At 42.6% G+C, this 19400-nt stretch carries 12 protein-coding genes; 7 read left to right on the forward strand and 5 right to left on the reverse strand.

The annotated features are described in order from the left end of the window. Positions 1 to 359: 359 nt before the first annotated feature. From CAL7507_RS10595 to CAL7507_RS10620, 6 genes are all read left to right on the forward strand, one after another. The gene (locus tag CAL7507_RS10595) at positions 360 to 3533 is read left to right on the forward strand and encodes a peptidase domain-containing ABC transporter (RefSeq protein ID WP_015128468.1); all 3174 of its coding nucleotides are present in this window, start codon (positions 360 to 362) and stop codon (positions 3531 to 3533) included. 456 nt (positions 3534 to 3989) lie between these two features. Then, a complete protein-coding gene (locus CAL7507_RS10600) occupies positions 3990 to 5453 on the forward strand; it encodes an HlyD family efflux transporter periplasmic adaptor subunit (RefSeq protein ID WP_015128469.1) in 1464 nt (487 codons plus the stop codon). Positions 5454 to 5499: 46 nt separating this feature from the next. Then, a complete protein-coding gene (locus tag CAL7507_RS10605) occupies positions 5500 to 5919 on the forward strand; it encodes a HetP family heterocyst commitment protein (protein WP_236556925.1) in 420 nt (139 codons plus the stop codon). 127 nt (positions 5920 to 6046) lie between these two features. Next, the gene (locus tag CAL7507_RS10610; protein WP_015128471.1) at positions 6047 to 6778 is read left to right on the forward strand and encodes a peptidylprolyl isomerase; all 732 of its coding nucleotides are present in this window, start codon (positions 6047 to 6049) and stop codon (positions 6776 to 6778) included. A gap of 1047 nt (positions 6779 to 7825) precedes the next feature. Continuing rightward, positions 7826 to 11713, forward strand: a complete 3888-nt coding sequence (locus tag CAL7507_RS10615) for a PAS domain S-box protein (protein WP_015128473.1) — start codon at positions 7826 to 7828, stop codon at positions 11711 to 11713. Between the two features lie 118 nt (positions 11714 to 11831). After that, positions 11832 to 12203, forward strand: coding sequence for a zinc ribbon domain-containing protein (locus CAL7507_RS10620; protein ID WP_015128474.1), 372 nt, complete (start codon positions 11832 to 11834; stop codon positions 12201 to 12203). A gap of 68 nt (positions 12204 to 12271) precedes the next feature. Here the strand turns inward: CAL7507_RS10620 and nblS are convergent, their stop codons facing one another. The 3 genes from nblS to dps all read right to left on the reverse strand — a co-directional run bounded on the left by nblS (position 12272) and on the right by dps (position 16096). Next, on the reverse strand, positions 12272 to 14188 hold the full coding sequence (gene nblS / locus CAL7507_RS10625; RefSeq protein WP_015128475.1) for a two-component system sensor histidine kinase NblS: 1917 nt from the start codon (positions 14186 to 14188) through the stop codon (positions 12272 to 12274). 251 nt (positions 14189 to 14439) lie between these two features. Next, on the reverse strand, positions 14440 to 15156 hold the full coding sequence (locus CAL7507_RS10630; RefSeq protein WP_015128476.1) for a pirin family protein: 717 nt from the start codon (positions 15154 to 15156) through the stop codon (positions 14440 to 14442). A gap of 373 nt (positions 15157 to 15529) precedes the next feature. After that, complete coding sequence (gene dps, locus CAL7507_RS10635; protein ID WP_015128477.1) at positions 15530 to 16096, reverse strand: DNA starvation/stationary phase protection protein Dps; 567 nt, start codon at positions 16094 to 16096, stop codon at positions 15530 to 15532. Between the two features lie 297 nt (positions 16097 to 16393). Here dps and CAL7507_RS10640 point away from each other — a divergent pair, with 297 nt between their 5' ends. Next, complete coding sequence (locus CAL7507_RS10640) at positions 16394 to 16810, forward strand: thiol-disulfide oxidoreductase DCC family protein (RefSeq protein ID WP_015128478.1); 417 nt, start codon at positions 16394 to 16396, stop codon at positions 16808 to 16810. Positions 16811 to 17298: 488 nt separating this feature from the next. Here the strand turns inward: CAL7507_RS10640 and CAL7507_RS10645 are convergent, their stop codons facing one another. Both CAL7507_RS10645 and trpS read right to left on the reverse strand, forming a co-directional pair. Further along, the gene (locus CAL7507_RS10645; RefSeq protein ID WP_015128479.1) at positions 17299 to 18216 is read right to left on the reverse strand and encodes a methylenetetrahydrofolate reductase; all 918 of its coding nucleotides are present in this window, start codon (positions 18214 to 18216) and stop codon (positions 17299 to 17301) included. 91 nt (positions 18217 to 18307) lie between these two features. Then, on the reverse strand, positions 18308 to 19318 hold the full coding sequence (gene trpS, locus CAL7507_RS10650; RefSeq protein WP_015128480.1) for a tryptophan--tRNA ligase: 1011 nt from the start codon (positions 19316 to 19318) through the stop codon (positions 18308 to 18310). Between the last annotated feature and the right edge of the window lie 82 nt (positions 19319 to 19400).

Raw genomic sequence — 19400 nt, forward strand, 5'->3', positions numbered from 1 at the left:
AATAGAGAATGGGTAATAACCGTGAAAATCATCAATTACTAAGACCACAGCCATCTAACTAGTAGTCTGTCAGGGTTGAAATGAGGGACTGTAGTGTGAGCGTCTCGCTCACGCGGGCTTTTCGGCCCGCACTACCAAAAACCCCTCAAAACAAAATTGACAAACCACTAGTGTTCTGTCCAATTAATTTCGATGGTTAGAGAGACGCGATAAATCGCCGTCTCTAAGGGGTTTTGATGACAAACCAATCAGAACTTATGGGATAGACCACTAGCAACGAGCCAGAGTTTGTTTGCTAACGACGACTGAAAATTAGGTTTTTTCAGGAGTAGCAGGCCGGATAACGTTTGGGAAAGCTTATGAAACAAATGTTAGGCGTTGAGGGTAACGTTTCTTCGGAAGCGTTAGACAACGGTCATGGACTTCTGAATGATATTCTCTTCAAGTTATTCCCTGGAAACAATGACTTGGTGCTGAAATTTAGCCAAGCTTTTGAAGTGAGAGAGTTTCATTTGGGAGATCAACTCAGTAGCCACAATATATTGACTACAGCAGACAAATCTGTTCATCCTGAACAAAACTACCAGGGTTTTTACATAGTTTGTCAAGGGCAAGTGCGATTGGTGGGTTTTGATATGGCTGCACAACGGGAAGTTGCAGCAGTGCTGCTGGAAGCGGGGGAAACCTATGGTGCAGATGAGCTATTTGACGATCGCCCATTAGCTTATCGAGCGATCGCCGCTAGCACGGGTATAATCGCCTTTATATCCATAAGCAAGCTCTATTCGTGGTTGGATCAACTGACTCAACTTGTAGACTATTTGCACCAAGTTGTAGTTTCTCGGCAAACTCTGCTGTTCTTCAAAACGGCTGTAGATTTGCACAAACCTAAAGAAACCCAGCGAACCAAGGAAGTAGTTGCACGTCAGAGATTACTCTCCAGCCACACTCTCAAAAAACTTTTACCTTATTTAGTAGAAATACAAATACCTGCTGGTGCGGTAATTTCTCAATCAACTCCTGCCAAAAGTGGCTGCTTTTGGCTACGCAATGGTCAAATTCTCAGTCGAGAAAACTCATCGCCGCCACCTAGTATAGGCGATCGCTGGGGATATCCTCAGCAGATACCAATTGATTGGATTGCCGAAACAGATTTATCAGTTTACAAGCTATCTAGAGAATATTGGGAAACTGCTCAAGCCATTATCCCAGTGTTAGTAGACTCCGAGGAGGCGACAGAGGGTAGCCGCAACCATCGCCCCGTCGCCTCAACGATAGTTTATACTCAGCCGCAACCATCGCTTAATTCAGAACAGCCACAATTACCGCCAACTGAATCTCAACCAATAGCCTTTCCCCAACCCAGCAAACGCCGTCGTGCTTTATTCGGCCAACGCTATCCTTTCATTCAACAACAAAGTACTTCTGATTGTGGTGCAGCTTGCTTGGCCATGATCTCCCAGTACTGGGGTAAAAAATTTAGCATAAATATGCTGCGGAATTTATCGGGGGTCGGTCGTGCTGGAGCCTCTCTGAAAAGCCTAGCTACAGCCGCAGAAAGTTTAGGATTCCAAGCTAGACCAGTGCGGGCAAGTTTTAACCGTTTAGTCGATGAAAAACATCCTTGGCTTGCACATTGGCAGGGGGATCATTATGTAGTTGTCTACCGAGTCAAGAGCAATCAAGTAATAGTTTCCGACCCGGCTGTTGGACGACGCAAACTTAGCCATCAGGAGTTTCAAGACAGCTGGACTGGATATGCACTACTACTAACACCAACACCTTTATTAGAGAAAGTACCTGCTTCCAAACCTTCTCTAGGGCGATTTTGGGGCGCATTTTTGCCCTATCGCTCAATGTTAGTGCCAATCATCGCCGCCTCTTTAGTGCTGCAAGTTTTTGGTTTGGTGACTCCGCTGTTTACGCAGATTATTCTTGACCAGGTGGTGGTACAAAAAAGCTTAAGCACCTTACATGTGTTTGTCATCGGTTCGCTGTTATTTAGCCTTTGGCGCATCGGCTTGGTCAGCATTCGTCAATACATGCTGGACTATTTTTCTAACCGTGTAGACTTGACTCTGATTAGTGGCTTTATCACCCATGCGTTGAATTTACCCCTAGAGTTTTTTGCTACGCGCCATGTCGGTGACATCATCACCCGCGTGCAAGAAAATCAGAAAATCCAGTTGTTTCTCACCCGTCAAGCCGTGGGTGCTTGGTTAGATGCTCTGATGGCAATTGTCTATGTCGGGCTAATGTTCTATTACAACTGGCAGTTAAGCTTATTAGTCTTGGCATTACTACCACCGATTATCCTGTTAACTGTGTTTGCTAGCCCGATTTTACGCCAAGTTTCGCGGGAAATCTTTAATGAAGCTGCCAAACAAAACTCCTCTTTAGTGGAGATGCTCACCGGAATTGCTACCGTTAAGGCTGCAGCAGCAGAAAAAGAGTTGCGCTGGCTGTGGGAAGACCATTTGACAAGTACAGTTAACGCTCAATTTCGGGGTCAGAAATTGGCACTTGGCTTACAGGGAATTAGTGGGTTAATTAATACTTTGGGTAGTACAGCATTGTTGTGGTATTCATCGACATTGGTGATTCAAAACCAGCTGAGTATTGGTCAATTGGTGGCATTCAATATGCTCATTGGTAACGTTATCGGCCCAGTTTTATCGCTGGTTGGTCTTTGGGATGAATTGCAAGAAGTGATGGTTTCTGTGGAACGCCTGGATGACATCTTTAATGCTCAACCAGAAGAAACTCCCGAACAATCAATGCTAGTTCTGCCCAAGTTGCGGGGCGAGGTGGAGTTTGAAAATGTCACTTTTCGCTACAATCCAGATGATGAGCGGAATATCCTGCAAAATATTTCTTTTGTAACTCATCCTGGTCAAACGATCGCTATTGTCGGTCGTAGTGGTTCTGGCAAGAGTACTTTAGTCAGTCTACTACAAGGTTTATATCACCCTACCAAGGGCAGAATTTTGGTAGATGGGCATGATATTCGCCATGTTTCCCCGCAGTCTTTACGTCGTCAATTAGGGGTAGTGCCCCAAGAGTGTTTTCTGTTTTCTGGCACGATTTTAGAAAATATCACTCTTTATCGCCCAGAATACAGTTTAGAGGAGGTAATTGAAGTTGGGAAGTTGGCAGAAGCACATGCTTTTATCCAAAGTTTGCCGCTAGGATACAACACAAAAGTGGGTGAAAGGGGTTCGACTCTATCAGGGGGACAGCGACAAAGAATTGCGATCGCTCGTGCTATTTTAAGTAACCCCCGAATCATCATCCTCGATGAAGCCACCAGTTCTCTCGATACGGAATCAGAGCGGCGTTTTCAGCAGAATTTACAGCGGATCAGTCGCGATCGTACCACATTTATCATTGCTCACCGCCTCTCAACTGTGCGAAATGCTGACACCATTCTGGTGATTGATCGTGGGATCATTGTTGAGCATGGCACTCACGAGAATCTCATTGCACTCCGAGGTCTTTATTATCATCTCGCACAGCAGCAAATTGATGTTTAACAGTTAATAGTTAATACGCCCCACCCGCGCTGTCGCGCACCCTCCCCAAGGCATCGAGTAGGGTTGACCTCACTAGAGCAGGAAATGCTCTAGCAGTTCTTCCTGATTTAAAATCACATTTTTGTGAGAATCTTTACTCTATTAGGAATTACACAAATGACATATTCTTTTCGCAAAAGTCAACAGTCTAAAGTCCAAAATTTCGATTCTCAAGTGAAAATTTAAACTTCTATAAACCTATAATCAAAAAAATGCCAACTTGGCTAAACTACTAGTAAATAAGAAGTATTCTGTATATATACATTCGCAACGCATTATCCAAATACCCAGACATTTTTCATAACCTATTGCCATCAGTGAACAGTTATCAACTCAAAACACTGATAACTGTTCACTGATAACTGATAACTGATACTGCGCCATACATTAGTTACGAGCTAGCAAAAGGAACTCAATATGAAGACTTTTTATGGAGGTACAGATACTTCCGTAAAATCTGTAAATGTAACTCCTAAAGAGGAGGCTGTTGATGTTCACCAAGCGAGTCTACCTGCTGCTACCCAAACAGGTAACTGGTCTACATCGTTACAAACAGTGCTGGACTATCCACCGTCATCACTTCCCTATCAAGTAGTTATAGGCGGAATCATCTTTGGTATAGCTGTTGTAACTTGGTCAATGTTGGGATCTATGAATGAGGTGGGTAAAGCTACAGGGCGATTGGTTCCTCAAGGAGAATCGTATAAAATTCATCCTGTTGTCTTGGGTAAAATTGCGCGGATTAATGTTAAGGAAGGTCAGGCAGTTAAAGCTGGACAGCTAATAGCACAATTGGATAAAGAAATAGCGTTCAATGAAGTGGAGCGATTGGCCCAAGAACGCATAGCTTACCAAACTCAATTGATCCAAACACAAGCCTTGATTGACAAAACCCGCTTGGAAGCGAAAATGCGTGTGACGATCGCCAATGCAGAGGTGCAGGGACAAGTAGCGACGATCGCCCAAGTTGGTGCAAAGATTCAAAGCCAAAAAGAGGCGATCGCTCAAGGTAAAGAAAGGGCCCATACTAGCCAAAAGCTACTACAACAATTGTATACAGACGCAGCTGCTCAAAAGGAGCGCTTGCAACGGTTAAAATCTCTGGTGCGACAAGGCGCGCTGTCCCAAGACCAACTGTTTCAAGCACAACAAAATTTTGGCGATCGTCAACGTAGCATCACTCAACAAACTGGTGACATCCAACAAGTCATAGCAGATTCCCAGCGATCGCAAGCCGACTTACAACAAGTTTTGGCAGAATCACAACAAATGCAGGCAGAGTTAGCCCAAAAACAAGCTACAGGTAAGACGGTGCAGTTACAAGCTGAACAGACAATTCAGAAACTGCAAGTAGAAAAAACTCAGTTGCAAGCCAAAGTCCAGCAGACTGAAAAACTGATACAGCAGGCGAAAACTCAGTTAATGCAACTTTCCCTCACTGCCCCCGTCGATGGGATGCTATTGTCGCTTAACGTCCGTAATCGTGGGGAAGTAGTGCAACCAGGACAAGCGATCGCCGAATTAGCTCCCAACACTGCACCGCTGATTCTAGAAGCTGTTTTACCCACCCAAGAAGCAGGCTTTGTCAAAGTCGGCCACAAAGCGCAAATCAAATTTGATGCTTACCCTTATCAAAATTACGGTATTGTTGCAGGCAAAGTTATCTCTATTTCCCCTGACAGTAAACCCGATGAGCGACTTGGGACGGTTTATCGGGTAGGAATTGCCCTAGATCGTAACTATGTCAAGTCAAATCATCAAATCATCAGATATCAAGCCGGTCAAACAGCAACTGCCGAAATTATCATTCGTCGCCGTCGCATTGCAGATATCATACTCGACCCCATTAGGCAACTGCGAGAAGGCGGGATCAACTTATAAACCTTTAGTTAGGCAAGTTAAATCAGGGTTGCTTATGAACTACCAGATGTCTTCTTCTCAAAAAAACTTCCATAAAGCTATCAGTCCAGAACAATTAAATCAGATTGTTGAAGCTGTTGCTGATGGCAGATATTCCTGGGCTTGTGTACTGATTTTACGTTTTGTTGGTTACAATCCACTCCACTTTATTCCCCAACGAACTTATAGTCGTTTAATGAAGGAAAATAGCCAAATGCAAAACACATCTTTATCCGCTAACAGAAATACACAAGCAAGTATTCCCTCCTCTGTGAATAGCGCTAACAACCGAACTTCATCACAGGTTTTAAGCAAAATCAATGACCTGGATTATTTAGAAACATCTGATAAAAAACAAGCCCGTCTTCAAGGAGGAAATAGACCATATCACTTGGAAAATAAGACCACACAAGTCTATGTATTAGATTCTTATAGACCACACAAATAATTAATTTGGATGCAATATAGTCAAGGGCGGGGAAACCCTGCCCTTACAGGCTTGGCGATTTAATGTGGTTTAGTCTCGAAAAAAATTAACTTTTGTCATAAGTCTCATAAACAGCAATAAAGATAAAATGATTGAATTAAAAGGACATGTTATTTATCCAGATGAGATTATCGCTTATCTCAAAAAGACTATGCAGATTAAAGAAATATGCAACAATATTTTATATCAAAAAATTATAGAAAAAGCTGTTCTAGAAAAAGGCATAACACTCACACCAGAAGAAATTCAAACTGAAGCCGATAGACTACGTTATGAGCATCGTTTAGTCAAAGCCAGCGATACTCTAGCATGGCTCACAGATCAGTTGATTATTTCAGATGATTGGGAAGCAGGAATTAGAGATAGTTTGGAGAGTAAAAAATTATCAGAGGCTTTATTTACTAAAGATGTCGAAAAATATTTTCTAGAAAATCAGCTTGACTACGACCAAATCTCACTATATCAAATAGTTGTCACAAATATACAATTAGCTCAAGAGATATGCTATCAAATTGAAGAAGGAGAACTCAGCTTTTATGAGGCTGCTCACCTTTATGATATTGATGAAAAACGTCGCATTAACTGTGGTTATGAGGGCAAGTTTTACCGCTGGAGTTTAAACCCAGATATAGCGGCAGTCGTCTTTAGCTCCAAACCAGGAGATGTTCTCGGCCCAATGATGATAGATAAAGCAAGTTATATTCTCATGATAGAAGAGTTTATTCCTGCTGAATTAACACCTGAAAGGCATCAAGAAATTTTACATAAAATGTTTAAAGAATGGCTAGCTGCAGAGCTAAATTATTTTCTTCATGCTTAAATATGCAATGGGAGTGGGGACTGGGGACTTCCACCTCAGAACTCAAAACTGCAGCCTTGGAACTAAACCCATGACACATGACTAACAAATAACAAATTATAATGAATGCCTTTTGCTGCATCAGAACTCAGGAGCCAGAATAGTTAAACAATATAGAGAAAAATGCCAAAATGGCAACCCAGGCGAAATTAACTAAGTTAAATTATAGAAGATAAACGACTTCAAGAGTTTTGTTATCAGGGTCTACCAAGCAACGATAGTGATTTTGTTAAACACTGCATAATCAGCGATCGCTCAGTACAAAACAATTATATCTGCTAATGATTTGCCAACTAATTATCTCGGCAAATCAATAATTAATGAAGCTTTACATTTGCCGCATCAAGAATATTGACTACGTATGAGCGTTGTCACTAACGTACACATTAGCCCCCTAAATGAGAGGCAGCGTTTGTACATATTCTTGAACGCTCCAGCGGCAAATGGCGGGGTGGGAGAATCAAGGCGACTGGTATGCCTACTCCCACACCTTATTTATTGGAAGTTGGCGGGAAACTCAATCGAATTGTGGGTGGAGAGGGATAGCCGCCCGCCGACTTGGGCCAAACAGGGCATTGGGCAAACAGGTGAATCTTTGCCATCAGTGCCCCATTCCCCATGCCCTAAAACTCAATCGAATTGTGGGTGGAGTTTTTGATTCAATTTCCGGACTCCTATAAAGTCGCGATCGCTCATCCGGGGTAAGTCAATCTCATAAATATTACCCCAAAAGGATCAGCAAAACCATCAATTACGTTAATCTCTTTATTTAACAGATCATCTATCCTCATTTAGCAATAGAATAAGTTTGATAACTACCATAGCGTAGGTACTAAATTTAAACTATGGATCGTGGATACTGCTTTGTAATATGGCATGGCGATATCAAGAAACTTGACCAAGAGCTAATTTAAATTAAATAACCGCAAATTATCAAAATTTTGCTTACTTTAACCATCGCCATAGCGTCCTGATGTCATTAAGATAATTAGAATCGACGAATTAACTATGCGATTAAACGATCAGCTAATTAATTTGCCCAACTTAGATCATGTTATAGACCGTTCTCCTTTAACGATTAGCCCTGATATTTATGTAGTCGATGCTATTGCCTTGATGGGTCAGGCACGGAGTGATAGTTTAGCATTGAATAACTTCAATTCACACTTAAATCCCAGTATTGGGAGTCAGCCAGGGACTAGCTATGTACTGGTGGTGGAGGGAACACAATTATTAGGAATAATTACAGAAAAAGACGTAGTTAGAATCATCGCTTCAGACATAAATATATCTGGGGTAAAAGTATCTGAGGTAATGACCCGCCAAGTAGTTACCCTCACACAATCAGACTCTCAGGATGTTTTTACAGCTTTGTTGTTATTACATCAGCATCAGATTCGCCATTTACCTATTGTGGATCATCAAGGGCAATTGCTAGGGATAGTCACTGAGACTAATTTGCTACAAGCATTTGACCTAGTAAAAATGGTTAGTATCATTGAAGTCTTACAGCAACATTTACAACCGACAAGTGAATTAAGACCAATCCACCAATACGCTGAAATGCATCTACACCAGCAGATAGAGGAGGTGCGTCACCAAGCTCATTATCAGTTAGATCAATGGGCTAAGGAACAATCTGCTGAACTCCAGCTAGCTCTAGAAGAACTCCAGGTCGCTGAAGAGGAACTGCGTCAACAAAATGAAGAACTAGCTGGAGCCCGTGAAGTAGCAGAATTGGATCGCCAGCGATATCAGGATTTATTTGAATTTGCTCCTCATGGTTACTTAGTCACCGATGCCGCAGGTATCATTAAAGAGGCTAACCAAGCAGCAGCAGCCATACTTTCTGTGCAGGAAAAGTATTTGGTGGGTAAACCTCTAATCTTGTTTGTTGCTCAAGAAGACCGCCAGTTCTTGATGAGCCAATTGAACAATGAGCAGCGTTTACAGGATTGGGAAATTGACTTACAGCCGAGGGGAGGTGAAAAATTCCCTGCTAGGGTCAGGGTAGCTGCGGTATATGAACAGGAACAGCTGCTAGGTTGGCGTTGGTTATTGTGTAACATCAGCGATGTTTACAACGAACTTCGCTTACGCAAACAAGCAGAAAAAGCACTACGTCACGCCCATGATGAATTAGAAGTGCGGGTAGTAGAACGCACCGCCGAGCTTTTTTGTGTGAACGCACGCTTACAGCAGGAAATTATTGAACGCCAACGGGTCGAACAAGCTTTGAGGCAGAGTGAGAGACTCTATCGGGATTTGGTGGAAAGCCAAACAGAACTAGTGTTTCGATTTGATTTGCAGGGACGAGCTACCTTTGCCAATTTAGCAGCTAGCCAAACTTTGGGTTTATCAACAGATGAGTTGCGCGGTCAATCAATATTTCAGTTTGTCTATCCAGATGACTTGCCACATGTAATGCAAAGTATTAGAACTGTGGCATCCTTACCCCATTCATTGAGAACTAGTGAGCGCCGGATATTAACAGTTAATGGTGTCCGCTGGTTTGAATGGAACCTGACTACAATTGAGAATCATACAGGTGAGGTTGTTGAGTACCAAACAGTAGGAAGAGATATCACCGAGCGCAAGCAAATACAGGAAGCGCTGCGGGAGAGTGAGGGGAAATTTCGCCATTTCGCCGAGAATATCCACGCAGTTATCTGGATTGCCAGCACAGATGCATTCCGAATCTTGTATGTTAGTCCTGCTTATGAAGATATTTGGGGGCGATCCTGTCAAAGTTTGCGTGAGCAGCCCCATACTTGGATAGAAACAGTGCATCCAGAGGATCGTGATCTGGTTAGGGTGACAGTATTAGAGCAACATTTGAGTGGTGAGTTTGCTCAAGTAGAATATCGGATTCTACGACCTGATGGATCAATACGCTGGATCTGGGATCGGAGCTTTGCAATCCGCAATGAGCAAGGACAAGTTTACTGCTATGGCAGCATTGCTGAAGATATCACAGAACGTAAGCAGGCAGAAGAGTCACTACGGCAAAGTGAAGAACGACTAAGTTTAGCTTTAGAGTCTGCTGGTATGGGGATATGGGATTGGAACCTCCTCACCAACGAAGCTATTTGGTCTCCCAATATGGGTTTAGTATATGGTCTACCGAGCAGCTCCTTGTATTCCCACAATATTGAAGACTTTCTCAATCTCATCCATCCTGAAGACCAGCAATCTTTGTCTCAAATGATAGCTCGCAGTATTGAAGAAGCCGCCGAATATGCAATTGAGTTTCGGGTCATTTGGCCAGATAACAGCGTCCACTGGTTAAATAGCAGGGGTCAGGTTTACTATAACGAACTTGGTCAGCCGCTACGAATGATTGGTACTACTAGGGATATCACAGAACGTAAGCAGGCAGAACAAAAAATCCGCGAACAAGCAGCACTACTTGATATTGCCACCGACGCGATTATGGTGCGAGATTTGCAGACCAAAATTTTATTCTGGAATAAAGGTGCAGAGCGTCTGTATGGTTGGCAGGAGCAAGAGGCTTTGGGAAGCCACGTCAGCGAACTTTTGTACAAAGAAAATTCGCCCGAACTGCAAGCAGCTTTGAAAAATGTCATGGAACATGGCTCTTGGCAAGGTGAGTTGAAAAAGTTACAAAAATCTGGTGCGGAAGCGATTGTAGAAAGTCGCTGGACACTAGTGCGTAATGCTATGGGTCAACCTACATCTATTCTCTCTGTTGACACAGACATCACAGAAAAAAAACAGCTCGAAACACAATTTTTGCGTGCCCAACGAATGGAAAGTCTGGGAACTTTAGCAGGGGGTATTGCTCATGACTTAAACAATATATTGACACCAATTTTGGCAGCATCACAACTACTAAATTTAAAGTATGTCCCAGACGAAGAGCGTTATCAACAGTTGCGAGATATTATTGAAAGCAACGCTAAACGCGGAGCAGCTTTAGTCAAGCAGGTGTTGTCGTTTGCACGAGGCTTTCAAGGAGAACGCACCATTGTTCAAATCAAGCATCTGATTTCAGAAATTACCCAAATTGCCCAGCAGACATTCCCGAAATCTATCGAATTTTCCATAAGCGTCCCAGAATCATTGAATGCTGTCTATGGTGATGCTACACAACTGCACCAAGTGCTGATGAACTTAGTAGTCAACGCCCGTGATGCAATGCCAGAAGGGGGTAACATCAGAATCGTGGCAGAGAATATGTTCATCGATGAAGCCTATGCCAAAATGCATCTCGATGCTCAAGTCGGGCATTACATTGTTGTGAAAATCGTGGATACGGGAGTAGGGATGACTCCAGAAGTATTAGACCGAATTTTTGAGCCATTTTTTACTACAAAAGATGTCGGTAGAGGTACAGGACTCGGTCTTTCAACTGTGTTAGGCATTATTAAAAGCCACGGTGGTTTTGTTAATGTGTCTAGCCAAATTGAACAAGGCAGCCAATTTATGCTGTTCTTGCCAGCTGTAGAGGCAACTCAAGAGCCAAACGCAGAAGATTTAAAATTGCCGAAAGGAAATGGTGAATTAATTCTAGTCGTGGATGATGAGTCTCAAATTCGCGAGATTGCCACAATTATCCTCGAAAATAACCACTATCGGACTCTCACGGCGGGTAATGGCATCGAAGCGATCGCTATGTATGCCCAGCACAAACATCAAATCCGTGCAGTATTAATGGATATGATGATGCCAGAAATGGACGGGATTGCTGCTATTCGTACCCTGCAAAAAATGAATCCACTGGTGAAAATTATTGCCTCTAGCGGACTGAACTCACATGAGTCGTTTTCTCAAACTGCTGGACTGGAAATTGCAGCCGTTTTGTCGAAGCCCTATACAGCTAATGAATTATTAAACAGGCTGCACCAAATACTTACAGCAGGCAATAGGCAATAGTCAAGGGTCAAGAGTCGAGATTCATTTCTGCCTCATTTCCCTGCCCAAAAAAGTCCCCATATGCTGTAGGAAATGGCTAAAATCAAAATGTTTACATCATCTTATTTGCACTTAACTTGTGCCTACTGTATCTTGTCCTCGCTGCCATCAATTAGTTGATCGTCAAGCTATTAATTGTCCTTATTGCCGTATAACGCTCAAAGCTTACGGGCATCCCGGTATTCCATTGCACCGTGCTACTGGGGATGGGTATTTGTGCGATCGCTGTGTTTATCATGAAGATGATACTTGTAATTTTCCTCAACGTCCCTACGCTAAAGACTGTACTCTTTACCAAAATATTGAACAGAGCAAGTTAGAATCCCAACAGCAGGCTTACACTCTGAGCTTCGGTGCCACTGTGAAGAGTTGGATACAACGCCATCAGACTTGGTTCTTACTACTGGGTTTATTATTTATTTGTTTTCTGGTTGTGCTATCGGGGAGATAGGAGGGGTAGGGAGCAGGGGGCAGGGAGACATATGATGTTCCCTATTGCCTATTGCCTATTGCCCTAATTCAATGACCTGTATGTGGTTTAACTTCTTCATTAAACACTCCTAAGTCAAACCAAAAAGTAGTCCCAACGCCGACTTCACTCACCAAATTGACTTGACTGTGATGTCGTTCCATGATGTTTCTGACAATCGATAGACCTAAACCAGTGCCTTCAAGGGTATGAACTCGGTTTTCTACACGGAAAAAGCGGTCAAAAATTGCTTGTTGGTCTTCTGGCGCAATGCCAATGCCAGTATCGGCGATTTCTACCCGGACTGTAGCTGAGTGATTATGAGAGTTGGATTTGGGATCTAGTTGGTAAGTGCGGATGGCTACTTTGCCACCTGCTTCAGTGAATTTAAGGGCATTACCAACTAAATTAGCTAATACCTGTAATAACAAATCATAATTACCGACTACTAGCGGTAAGTTAGGAGCAACTTCCTGAATTAGTTCAATACCTTTATCTTTAGCATTAAGTTGGTAAGTACGCAGCGTTTGCTCGATCGCTTGTGCTAAATCCACGCCATCGAAATTATAGTTGCGGCCAGATTCTAGTTTAGACAAGTCTAAAACATCGTTGACTAAGCGGGTGAGGCGATCGGTTTCATAATTGACAGTTTGCAGAAATTCTTGTCGTTCTTCTATACTCAATTCTTCGCCATAGTCGTGCAACGTTTCAATAAAAGATTTGATGTTAAATAAGGGTGTTCGCAGTTCGTGAGAAACGTTGCTGATAAATTGGCTTTTGGCTTCATTGAGTTCGACCTCGCGGGTGATATCTTGCACAGTTATGGCGATGCCTTTAATGCTTTCCCGTTGTAGGTTCAGAACTGTAGTTAAGAGAATGCGGACAGTCCGTTGGGTGGGTTGATTGAGATAAATGCGAAACTCAGCACTGTCACATTCGCCTGCCGCCATTTCATATAAAGGACGGGTGATTTCCATTTGCACGGCTGGTGGCAAGTGATATAAAACACTGCTACCAACAACATCGACTCCTTCCCAAGCAAAAATTCGTCGTGCTGTGGGATTAACCAAAATCACCTGCATATTGTTGTCAATCAGCACAGCGCCATCGGCTATAGTCGAAACTAGGGTTTCGAGTTTGGCCTTTTCTGCTGTCAGTTCCTCAATATTTTGCTCTTCATAGCTTTCTAGACGCTCTGCCATGTCATTAAAGCTTAAAATTAACTCTCCTAGTTCGCCTCCTAGTGGTAAGTCAATCCGCTGTTTAAAATTCCCGGTAGCAATTTCTTTCACTCCTACCAGCAATTCTTTAATGGGCTTAGTGATGGTTAAAGCGTTAATTACCCCTGCCAAAATCACCATTACCCAAATTGTGATAAAAACGGCGATGGTAACGTCACGGGTGAAATTTGTCGAGATGACAGCCGTCTGGTTGGGATTGATGCCAATTGCCAACACACCCAAGTATTTTTTATCAACTATCAGGGGCACAAAAACATCGGTGACAGCTCCATCTGGGGTCATATGTTGCCGCACCATCGGTTTTTCCCCATCACCAGGATAGTCTTCTGGCAGTTGTATCCGTCGTTCAATGGTGAGGGAGTTTTCCACCTCTTGATCTAAAAAAGGAATCCCCAGAAAAATTTCTCCCGTTTCATTGGCGTAGAGCATGTAACGCACACTAGACGTGCTGCTGTAGAAGCGCTGCGAGAACAGGGAAACTTCGGTGAAATTTTTGTCAGCAACTAGGGGGGCGACATTGGCCGCCAATAGTAGTCCCAAGTCACGACCGAAGCGGGTATCATTCATCCGCGCATCTTGCTGAATTGTATTCACTGCCCAGAAGGTGAGGCCACTCATCACTAGTGAAACCACCAACGTAGCCACAGCCAATAACTTAGTCTGGAGGGTAAAATCTGACCACCAATTGGCGATCGCTTCTCGGATTGTTTTCAAAGGAGCCAGCATCTTAAATTAAAGTTGTTAGTAGTTTTTGCTATAAACCCCAACAACTTAAAAATTAACAGTTAATTTGACAAATATGTTAACTGCTCATTCAAGACGCGATAAATCGCTGTCTCTACATCAGGGTTTTGGGCTGATCTGAACTGTATTGCCCTATACCCAAAAACTCCACCCCCTTGTGGGTGGAGTTTTTCATCTGTTGCCTTCTTGTTTTAAATTGGTATGGCTCAGACATCGCAGCGGCACAGAATATCTCACGCCAAATCAAACAGCAAGATTTCCGCACCAATGTTCGTACTGATTTCGAGTTGTTCTTCTTGGCTGATTTGCACTCCATCACCGGCTCTGAGTTCTTCACCATTCAAGGATGCTATACCTTTGGCTATTTGCAACCAGGCATAGCGATCGCGCTTGACATGATAATTAACAACATCACCACTTTCTAAAACAGATGTGTATAAATCAACATCTTGGTGAATTGTCACAGCGCCATCACGTCCATCTTTGGCAGCAATTAAGCGGAGTTTGCCAAGCTTTTCTTCTCTAGAGAAAGCTTTTTGTTCGTACCTGGGTGCTAAACCTTCTTGGTCAGGAAGAATCCAAATTTGTAATAGATGCAGGGCTTCCGTTGGTGAGGGATTAAATTCGCTGTGACTGATACCAGTACCCGCACTCATAACTTGGGCATCACCAGGGCGAATCACCGAGCCAGTACCTAAACTATCTTTGTGTTCTACTGCACCTTCTAAGACATAAGTGAGAATTTCCATATCGCGATGACTGTGGGTCGGAAATCCTGCACCTGGAGCAATGCGATCGTCGTTGATGACTCGCAGAGAACGAAATCCCATACGGTTAGGATCGTAAAAACTACCGAAGGAAAATGTGTGGTAACTATCAAGCCAACCAATTTGAGCATGACCACGGGCATTTCTATCATGAATTAGGTGAGTTTTTGTATTTTGAGACATAATTCAACCTCGTTTTGTTAGTTTTTTCAACTCAAAGCAGTTCAATATTTTTGTTAGTAACCTATTGGCAAGTTAATCCACAAACTTTTATTACATATAGGAATCTGGTTGGATTTTTGAACATATTTAAGTATTAGTAATTACCCACCATACTACGTTTAATTCAAAAATCAAATAGTAGTCCTATATTTAGATAGTAGTCATAACTCAAAAAACGAGATTCAGGAATCATAACTACTATGTTTGAACTTGGATATCAACTATTTAAATAGTAAAGTATTTGCATATAAAATGAAAAGTACGCACTTAAAAGTGGCGTACTTACCAAAAGTATACTGCTAACTTAGATAAAGTTGGCTTGTCCGAAAATCACTTATTTGACAGCAGCGGGCTGTTTACTAGTGGTAACTGCTGTACCGTTATTTTCCTTGATTTCTGAAACTTGCAGATGAGCTTCTAAGAACCAGAGTCTTTTGTCAATGGTGCGAGAAATTTCGGTGTAAATATCAGCTGTGTCGGCGTCACCTAAATCATCGGTTTTGCCGATCGCTTGACGGATGTGTTTAGCATAGGGTGCAAAGCGATCTGCTAACGCTGTTACATGCTCTTTGCCATCCAAAATGTCAAAGGGATATTCTGGTAAGATGGAATTGCTAGCAGCGGCGCGAGCTGTTCCTAAAGCATACCCACCCAAAGCAGTGATTCTTTCAGCCAATAGATCGACGTATTCTTCCAATTCACCAGCTAGTTCGTCAAACAGTTCATGTAACTGATAAAAGTCTGTGCCTTTGACATTCCAATGGGCTTGCTTCGCCTGAGTTTTCAAATCCAAAGTAGCTGCCAAAGTTTGGTTGAGAAGCACGACGATTTGCACTCGCGCTTCGGCGGGAATGTCGATACGAGTAGGGTACAGACGTGATGAGATTGTGTTCTCGCTCATGATTCTACCTAATGGCTGTAACAAATGACTCTATAGATAGTAGCGTTAGTAGGCGGCTGTCCGAAACTCTCTGGCGATAGATAGTCGTCATTTAGCTAAGAATTCCCGCGACAGATGGAATAAATGGTTGAATGTGCTATATTTTGGCTGTTTTTAAGCGTAAGTCCCGTAGTGACTTGTGGTCAGATTACCAACCATTTTTCTATTTTTAGGTTTTGAAAATCAATATAATCAGCAACTTTGTTTGTTACCAAAGTCAGATTATTTACATGAGCGATCGCGGCATAAAAAAAGCTAATGAATTACTACGTAATCTATGACGGTAATTGTAATCTTTGCGTCACCCTGGTGCAATTACTAGAAAATCTAGATCAGGGTAAACTATTTCGTTATTACCCCATGCAAGATGAACAGAAACTTAAACAATGGGGTATCACACCCCTAGATTGCGAACAAGGAATGATATTGATTAATGGTAATGCACCGGAAAGACGCTGGCAAGGCAGTAATGCAGCCGAAGAAATTGGGCGATTATTACCAGTGGGCAGTATATTTGTAGACGCTTATCGAGCATTACCGGGGATGAAATGGGTAGGCGACAAATTTTACGCCCAAATCCGTGATCATCGTTACACACTCTTTGGTGAGCGTTCCAGTACCTATCAATCAGCATACTGTGCTGACGGTAGCTGCAAGGTAGATAATCAAATATAGCAATCTTCAATCTGATCAAAGAATCCGTACACTTTAATCTTAAGTGTAGGGTGGGCATTGCCCACCAAAACCCGGATGTGGTGGGCAATGCCCAACGCCACTCCTCTCAACGCGGGAAACCCGCGCACGAGGGTGGCTCCCCTACATGTATTTCAGAAATCAAATATGAGTCCTATATATAAGTAATACTCAGACCTTTGATCAAAAAGCGTCAATCACTGAGTTTATTAAACACCTCTAAAATCTGATGGCAAATCTGTATGGTAAAGCGCAATTACCCCAGAAACAGCATTACTAGATTTAGTACAATCGAAATGATAGAGACGCAAAATTTCGCGTCTCTAAGTAGTTAATCTATAGGACTAGTATTTGATTTTTGAAGTATTACGTAGGGTGGGCAATGCCCACCATATCCTGGGTTTTGGTGGGCAATGCCCACCCTACTACAAATACTTAGATTTTTTCAAAACTCAAATCGGATTCCTATATTAGTGGGTTACTTTACCCATACCTGCTAAATCTAGAATTTGGGGAATCAAATCTTCTCGCTTCACCGCCATCATGTGGACACCCTGACATAATTGCTGTGCAATTTGCACTTGCTCGGCGGCAATTTTTACCCCTTCTGCAAGCGGCTCTTTGGCTTTTGCTAATCTATCAATAATGTGTTGGGGAATATTGACACCCGGAACGACTTTATTAATAAACTGGGCATTTTTTGCCGATTTCAACAGAAATATTCCTGCTAAGATTGGTTTTTTATGAACAGAAGCTATGTTGTCCATAAACTTTTCTAGTCGGTCAAAATCTGTAATTAATTGACTTTGAAAAAACTGCGCTCCGGCTTCAATTTTGCGTTCAAATCGACTTTGCAAACCTGACCAACTGGCACATTGCGGATCTACCGCAGCGCCAGTAAATAAGTCCAGCGCGCCATCAGTTAAAAGTTGTTCGTTGTGGTCAACTCCCTGATTCATTTTTCTGATTAGTTGCAGCAGTCGGACGGCTTCTAAGTCAAACACGGCTTTAGCATCGGGGTGATCGCCTGCTTTGACTGGGTCGCCTGTCAACGCTAAAATATTCCGGATACCCAAAGCATGAGCGCCCATCAAATCTGCTTGTATACCAATTCGGTTGCGATCGCGGCAAGCAATCTGACAAATCGGCTCAATGTCATTTTGCAATAAAATTACTGAGGCCACCAACGAAGACATCCGCAACACAGCACGGCTACCATCGGTAATATTGACAGCATGAACCCTTCCCTTAAGGGTCGCCGCCATTTTAATCATGTGTGCTGGATCTCCCCCTTTCGGGGGTGCAACTTCTGCTGTAACTAAAAACTCACCCGCCTGTGCGGCTTGGCGAAAGTTATTCAAGACCGTAGTGCTTTTTATGTCAGGCATAAGATCATAATTTACGGATTTATTTCAGGGTATAACAATAATCAGTTATCAGTGAACAGTGAACAGTAACAAGACTGATAACTGATAACTGTTAAAGAGGCACAGAAAAACCCAAAGCAGCTTTCACTTGTGAGAGAGTTTGGTTAGCGATCGCTTCTGCTTTTTCCCTTCCATCCCGCAAAATAGACTCTAAATATCCTTTATCATCCATCACTGCCTGATATTTATCTTGAATTGGTTTGAGAGCATTAATTGTCGTTTCTGTCAATAGTGGTTTGAATTGTCCCCAGCCCATATCTTGACACTCAGCTACTACCTCTGCCTTGGTTTTCCCGGAAAGTAGCAAATATAACGTTAATAAGTTATGACACTCTGGACGTTCTGGATCGTCGAAAGTCAAACCACGAACCGGATCAGTTTTACAGCGTTTAATCTTATTGGTAATCTGCTCTGGTGTATCGAGCAAATTTATCCGGCTTAATTCTGACGGATCAGACTTGGACATTTTGCGTGTGCCATCAGTCAAACTCATCACCCTTGCGCCTTCCTTACGGATGAGAGGTGCTGGTAACTTCAGTACTGGCTGATCTGGTTTAGCGAATTGATGATTAAATCTGTTGACAATATCCCGTGTCAGTTCCAAATGTTGCTTTTGGTCTTCACCTACAGGCACTTGATCCGCTTGATAGAGTAAGATATCAGCTGCCATTAGCACTGGATAGTCTAACAAACCAACGCCGACATTTTCACCCTGCTTGACAGCCTTTTCTTTAAACTGGATCATGTCTTGCAGCCAGTTTAAAGGTGTGATGCAATTGAGCAACCAAGTCAGTTCACTGTGTGCCGGGATGTGGGATTGAACAAAAATATTGGAGTGATTTAAATCAATCCCACAAGCTAGATATAGAGCTGCGATATTATAAGTATCTGCTGCTAAAGTGGCTGGATTATGCGGTACGGTAATTGCGTGTAAATCCACCACACAAAAGTAATTATCATACTGGTCTTGAATTTCTACCCAGTTGCGAATTGCTCCTAAATAGTTGCCTAAATGCAGATTACCAGTTGGTTGAACTCCGGAAAGAACACGCTGTTTACCCATAAATTTGTAATTTGTCATTTGTCGTTTGTCGTTTTTCAGGAGTTAAGAGTTAGGGGTCAGGAGTTATTTCTCCTTTGTCCCA

Origin of the sequence: Calothrix sp. PCC 7507 (assembly GCF_000316575.1) — a bacterium.
Classification (GTDB): Bacteria; Cyanobacteriota; Cyanobacteriia; order Cyanobacteriales; family Nostocaceae; genus Fortiea.

Bases quoted from the DNA above. Each gene is read 5' to 3' on its own strand.
- CAL7507_RS10630 (WP_015128476.1), bottom strand. From the start codon at position 15,156: ATGTCTCAAAATACAAAAACTCACCTAATTCATGATAGAAATGCCCGT.
- CAL7507_RS10645 (WP_015128479.1), bottom strand. From the start codon at position 18,216: ATGCCTGACATAAAAAGCACTACGGTCTTGAATAACTTTCGCCAAGCC.
- nblS (WP_015128475.1), bottom strand. From the start codon at position 14,188: ATGCTGGCTCCTTTGAAAACAATCCGAGAAGCGATCGCCAATTGGTGG.
- CAL7507_RS10605 (WP_236556925.1), top strand. From the start codon at position 5,500: ATGTCTTCTTCTCAAAAAAACTTCCATAAAGCTATCAGTCCAGAACAA.
- trpS (WP_015128480.1), bottom strand. From the start codon at position 19,318: ATGGGTAAACAGCGTGTTCTTTCCGGAGTTCAACCAACTGGTAATCTG.
- dps (WP_015128477.1), bottom strand. From the start codon at position 16,096: ATGAGCGAGAACACAATCTCATCACGTCTGTACCCTACTCGTATCGAC.
- CAL7507_RS10640 (WP_015128478.1), top strand. From the start codon at position 16,394: ATGAATTACTACGTAATCTATGACGGTAATTGTAATCTTTGCGTCACC.
- CAL7507_RS10610 (WP_015128471.1), top strand. From the start codon at position 6,047: ATGATTGAATTAAAAGGACATGTTATTTATCCAGATGAGATTATCGCT.
- CAL7507_RS10615 (WP_015128473.1), top strand. From the start codon at position 7,826: ATGCGATTAAACGATCAGCTAATTAATTTGCCCAACTTAGATCATGTT.
- CAL7507_RS10595 (WP_015128468.1), top strand. From the start codon at position 360: ATGAAACAAATGTTAGGCGTTGAGGGTAACGTTTCTTCGGAAGCGTTA.
- CAL7507_RS10600 (WP_015128469.1), top strand. From the start codon at position 3,990: ATGAAGACTTTTTATGGAGGTACAGATACTTCCGTAAAATCTGTAAAT.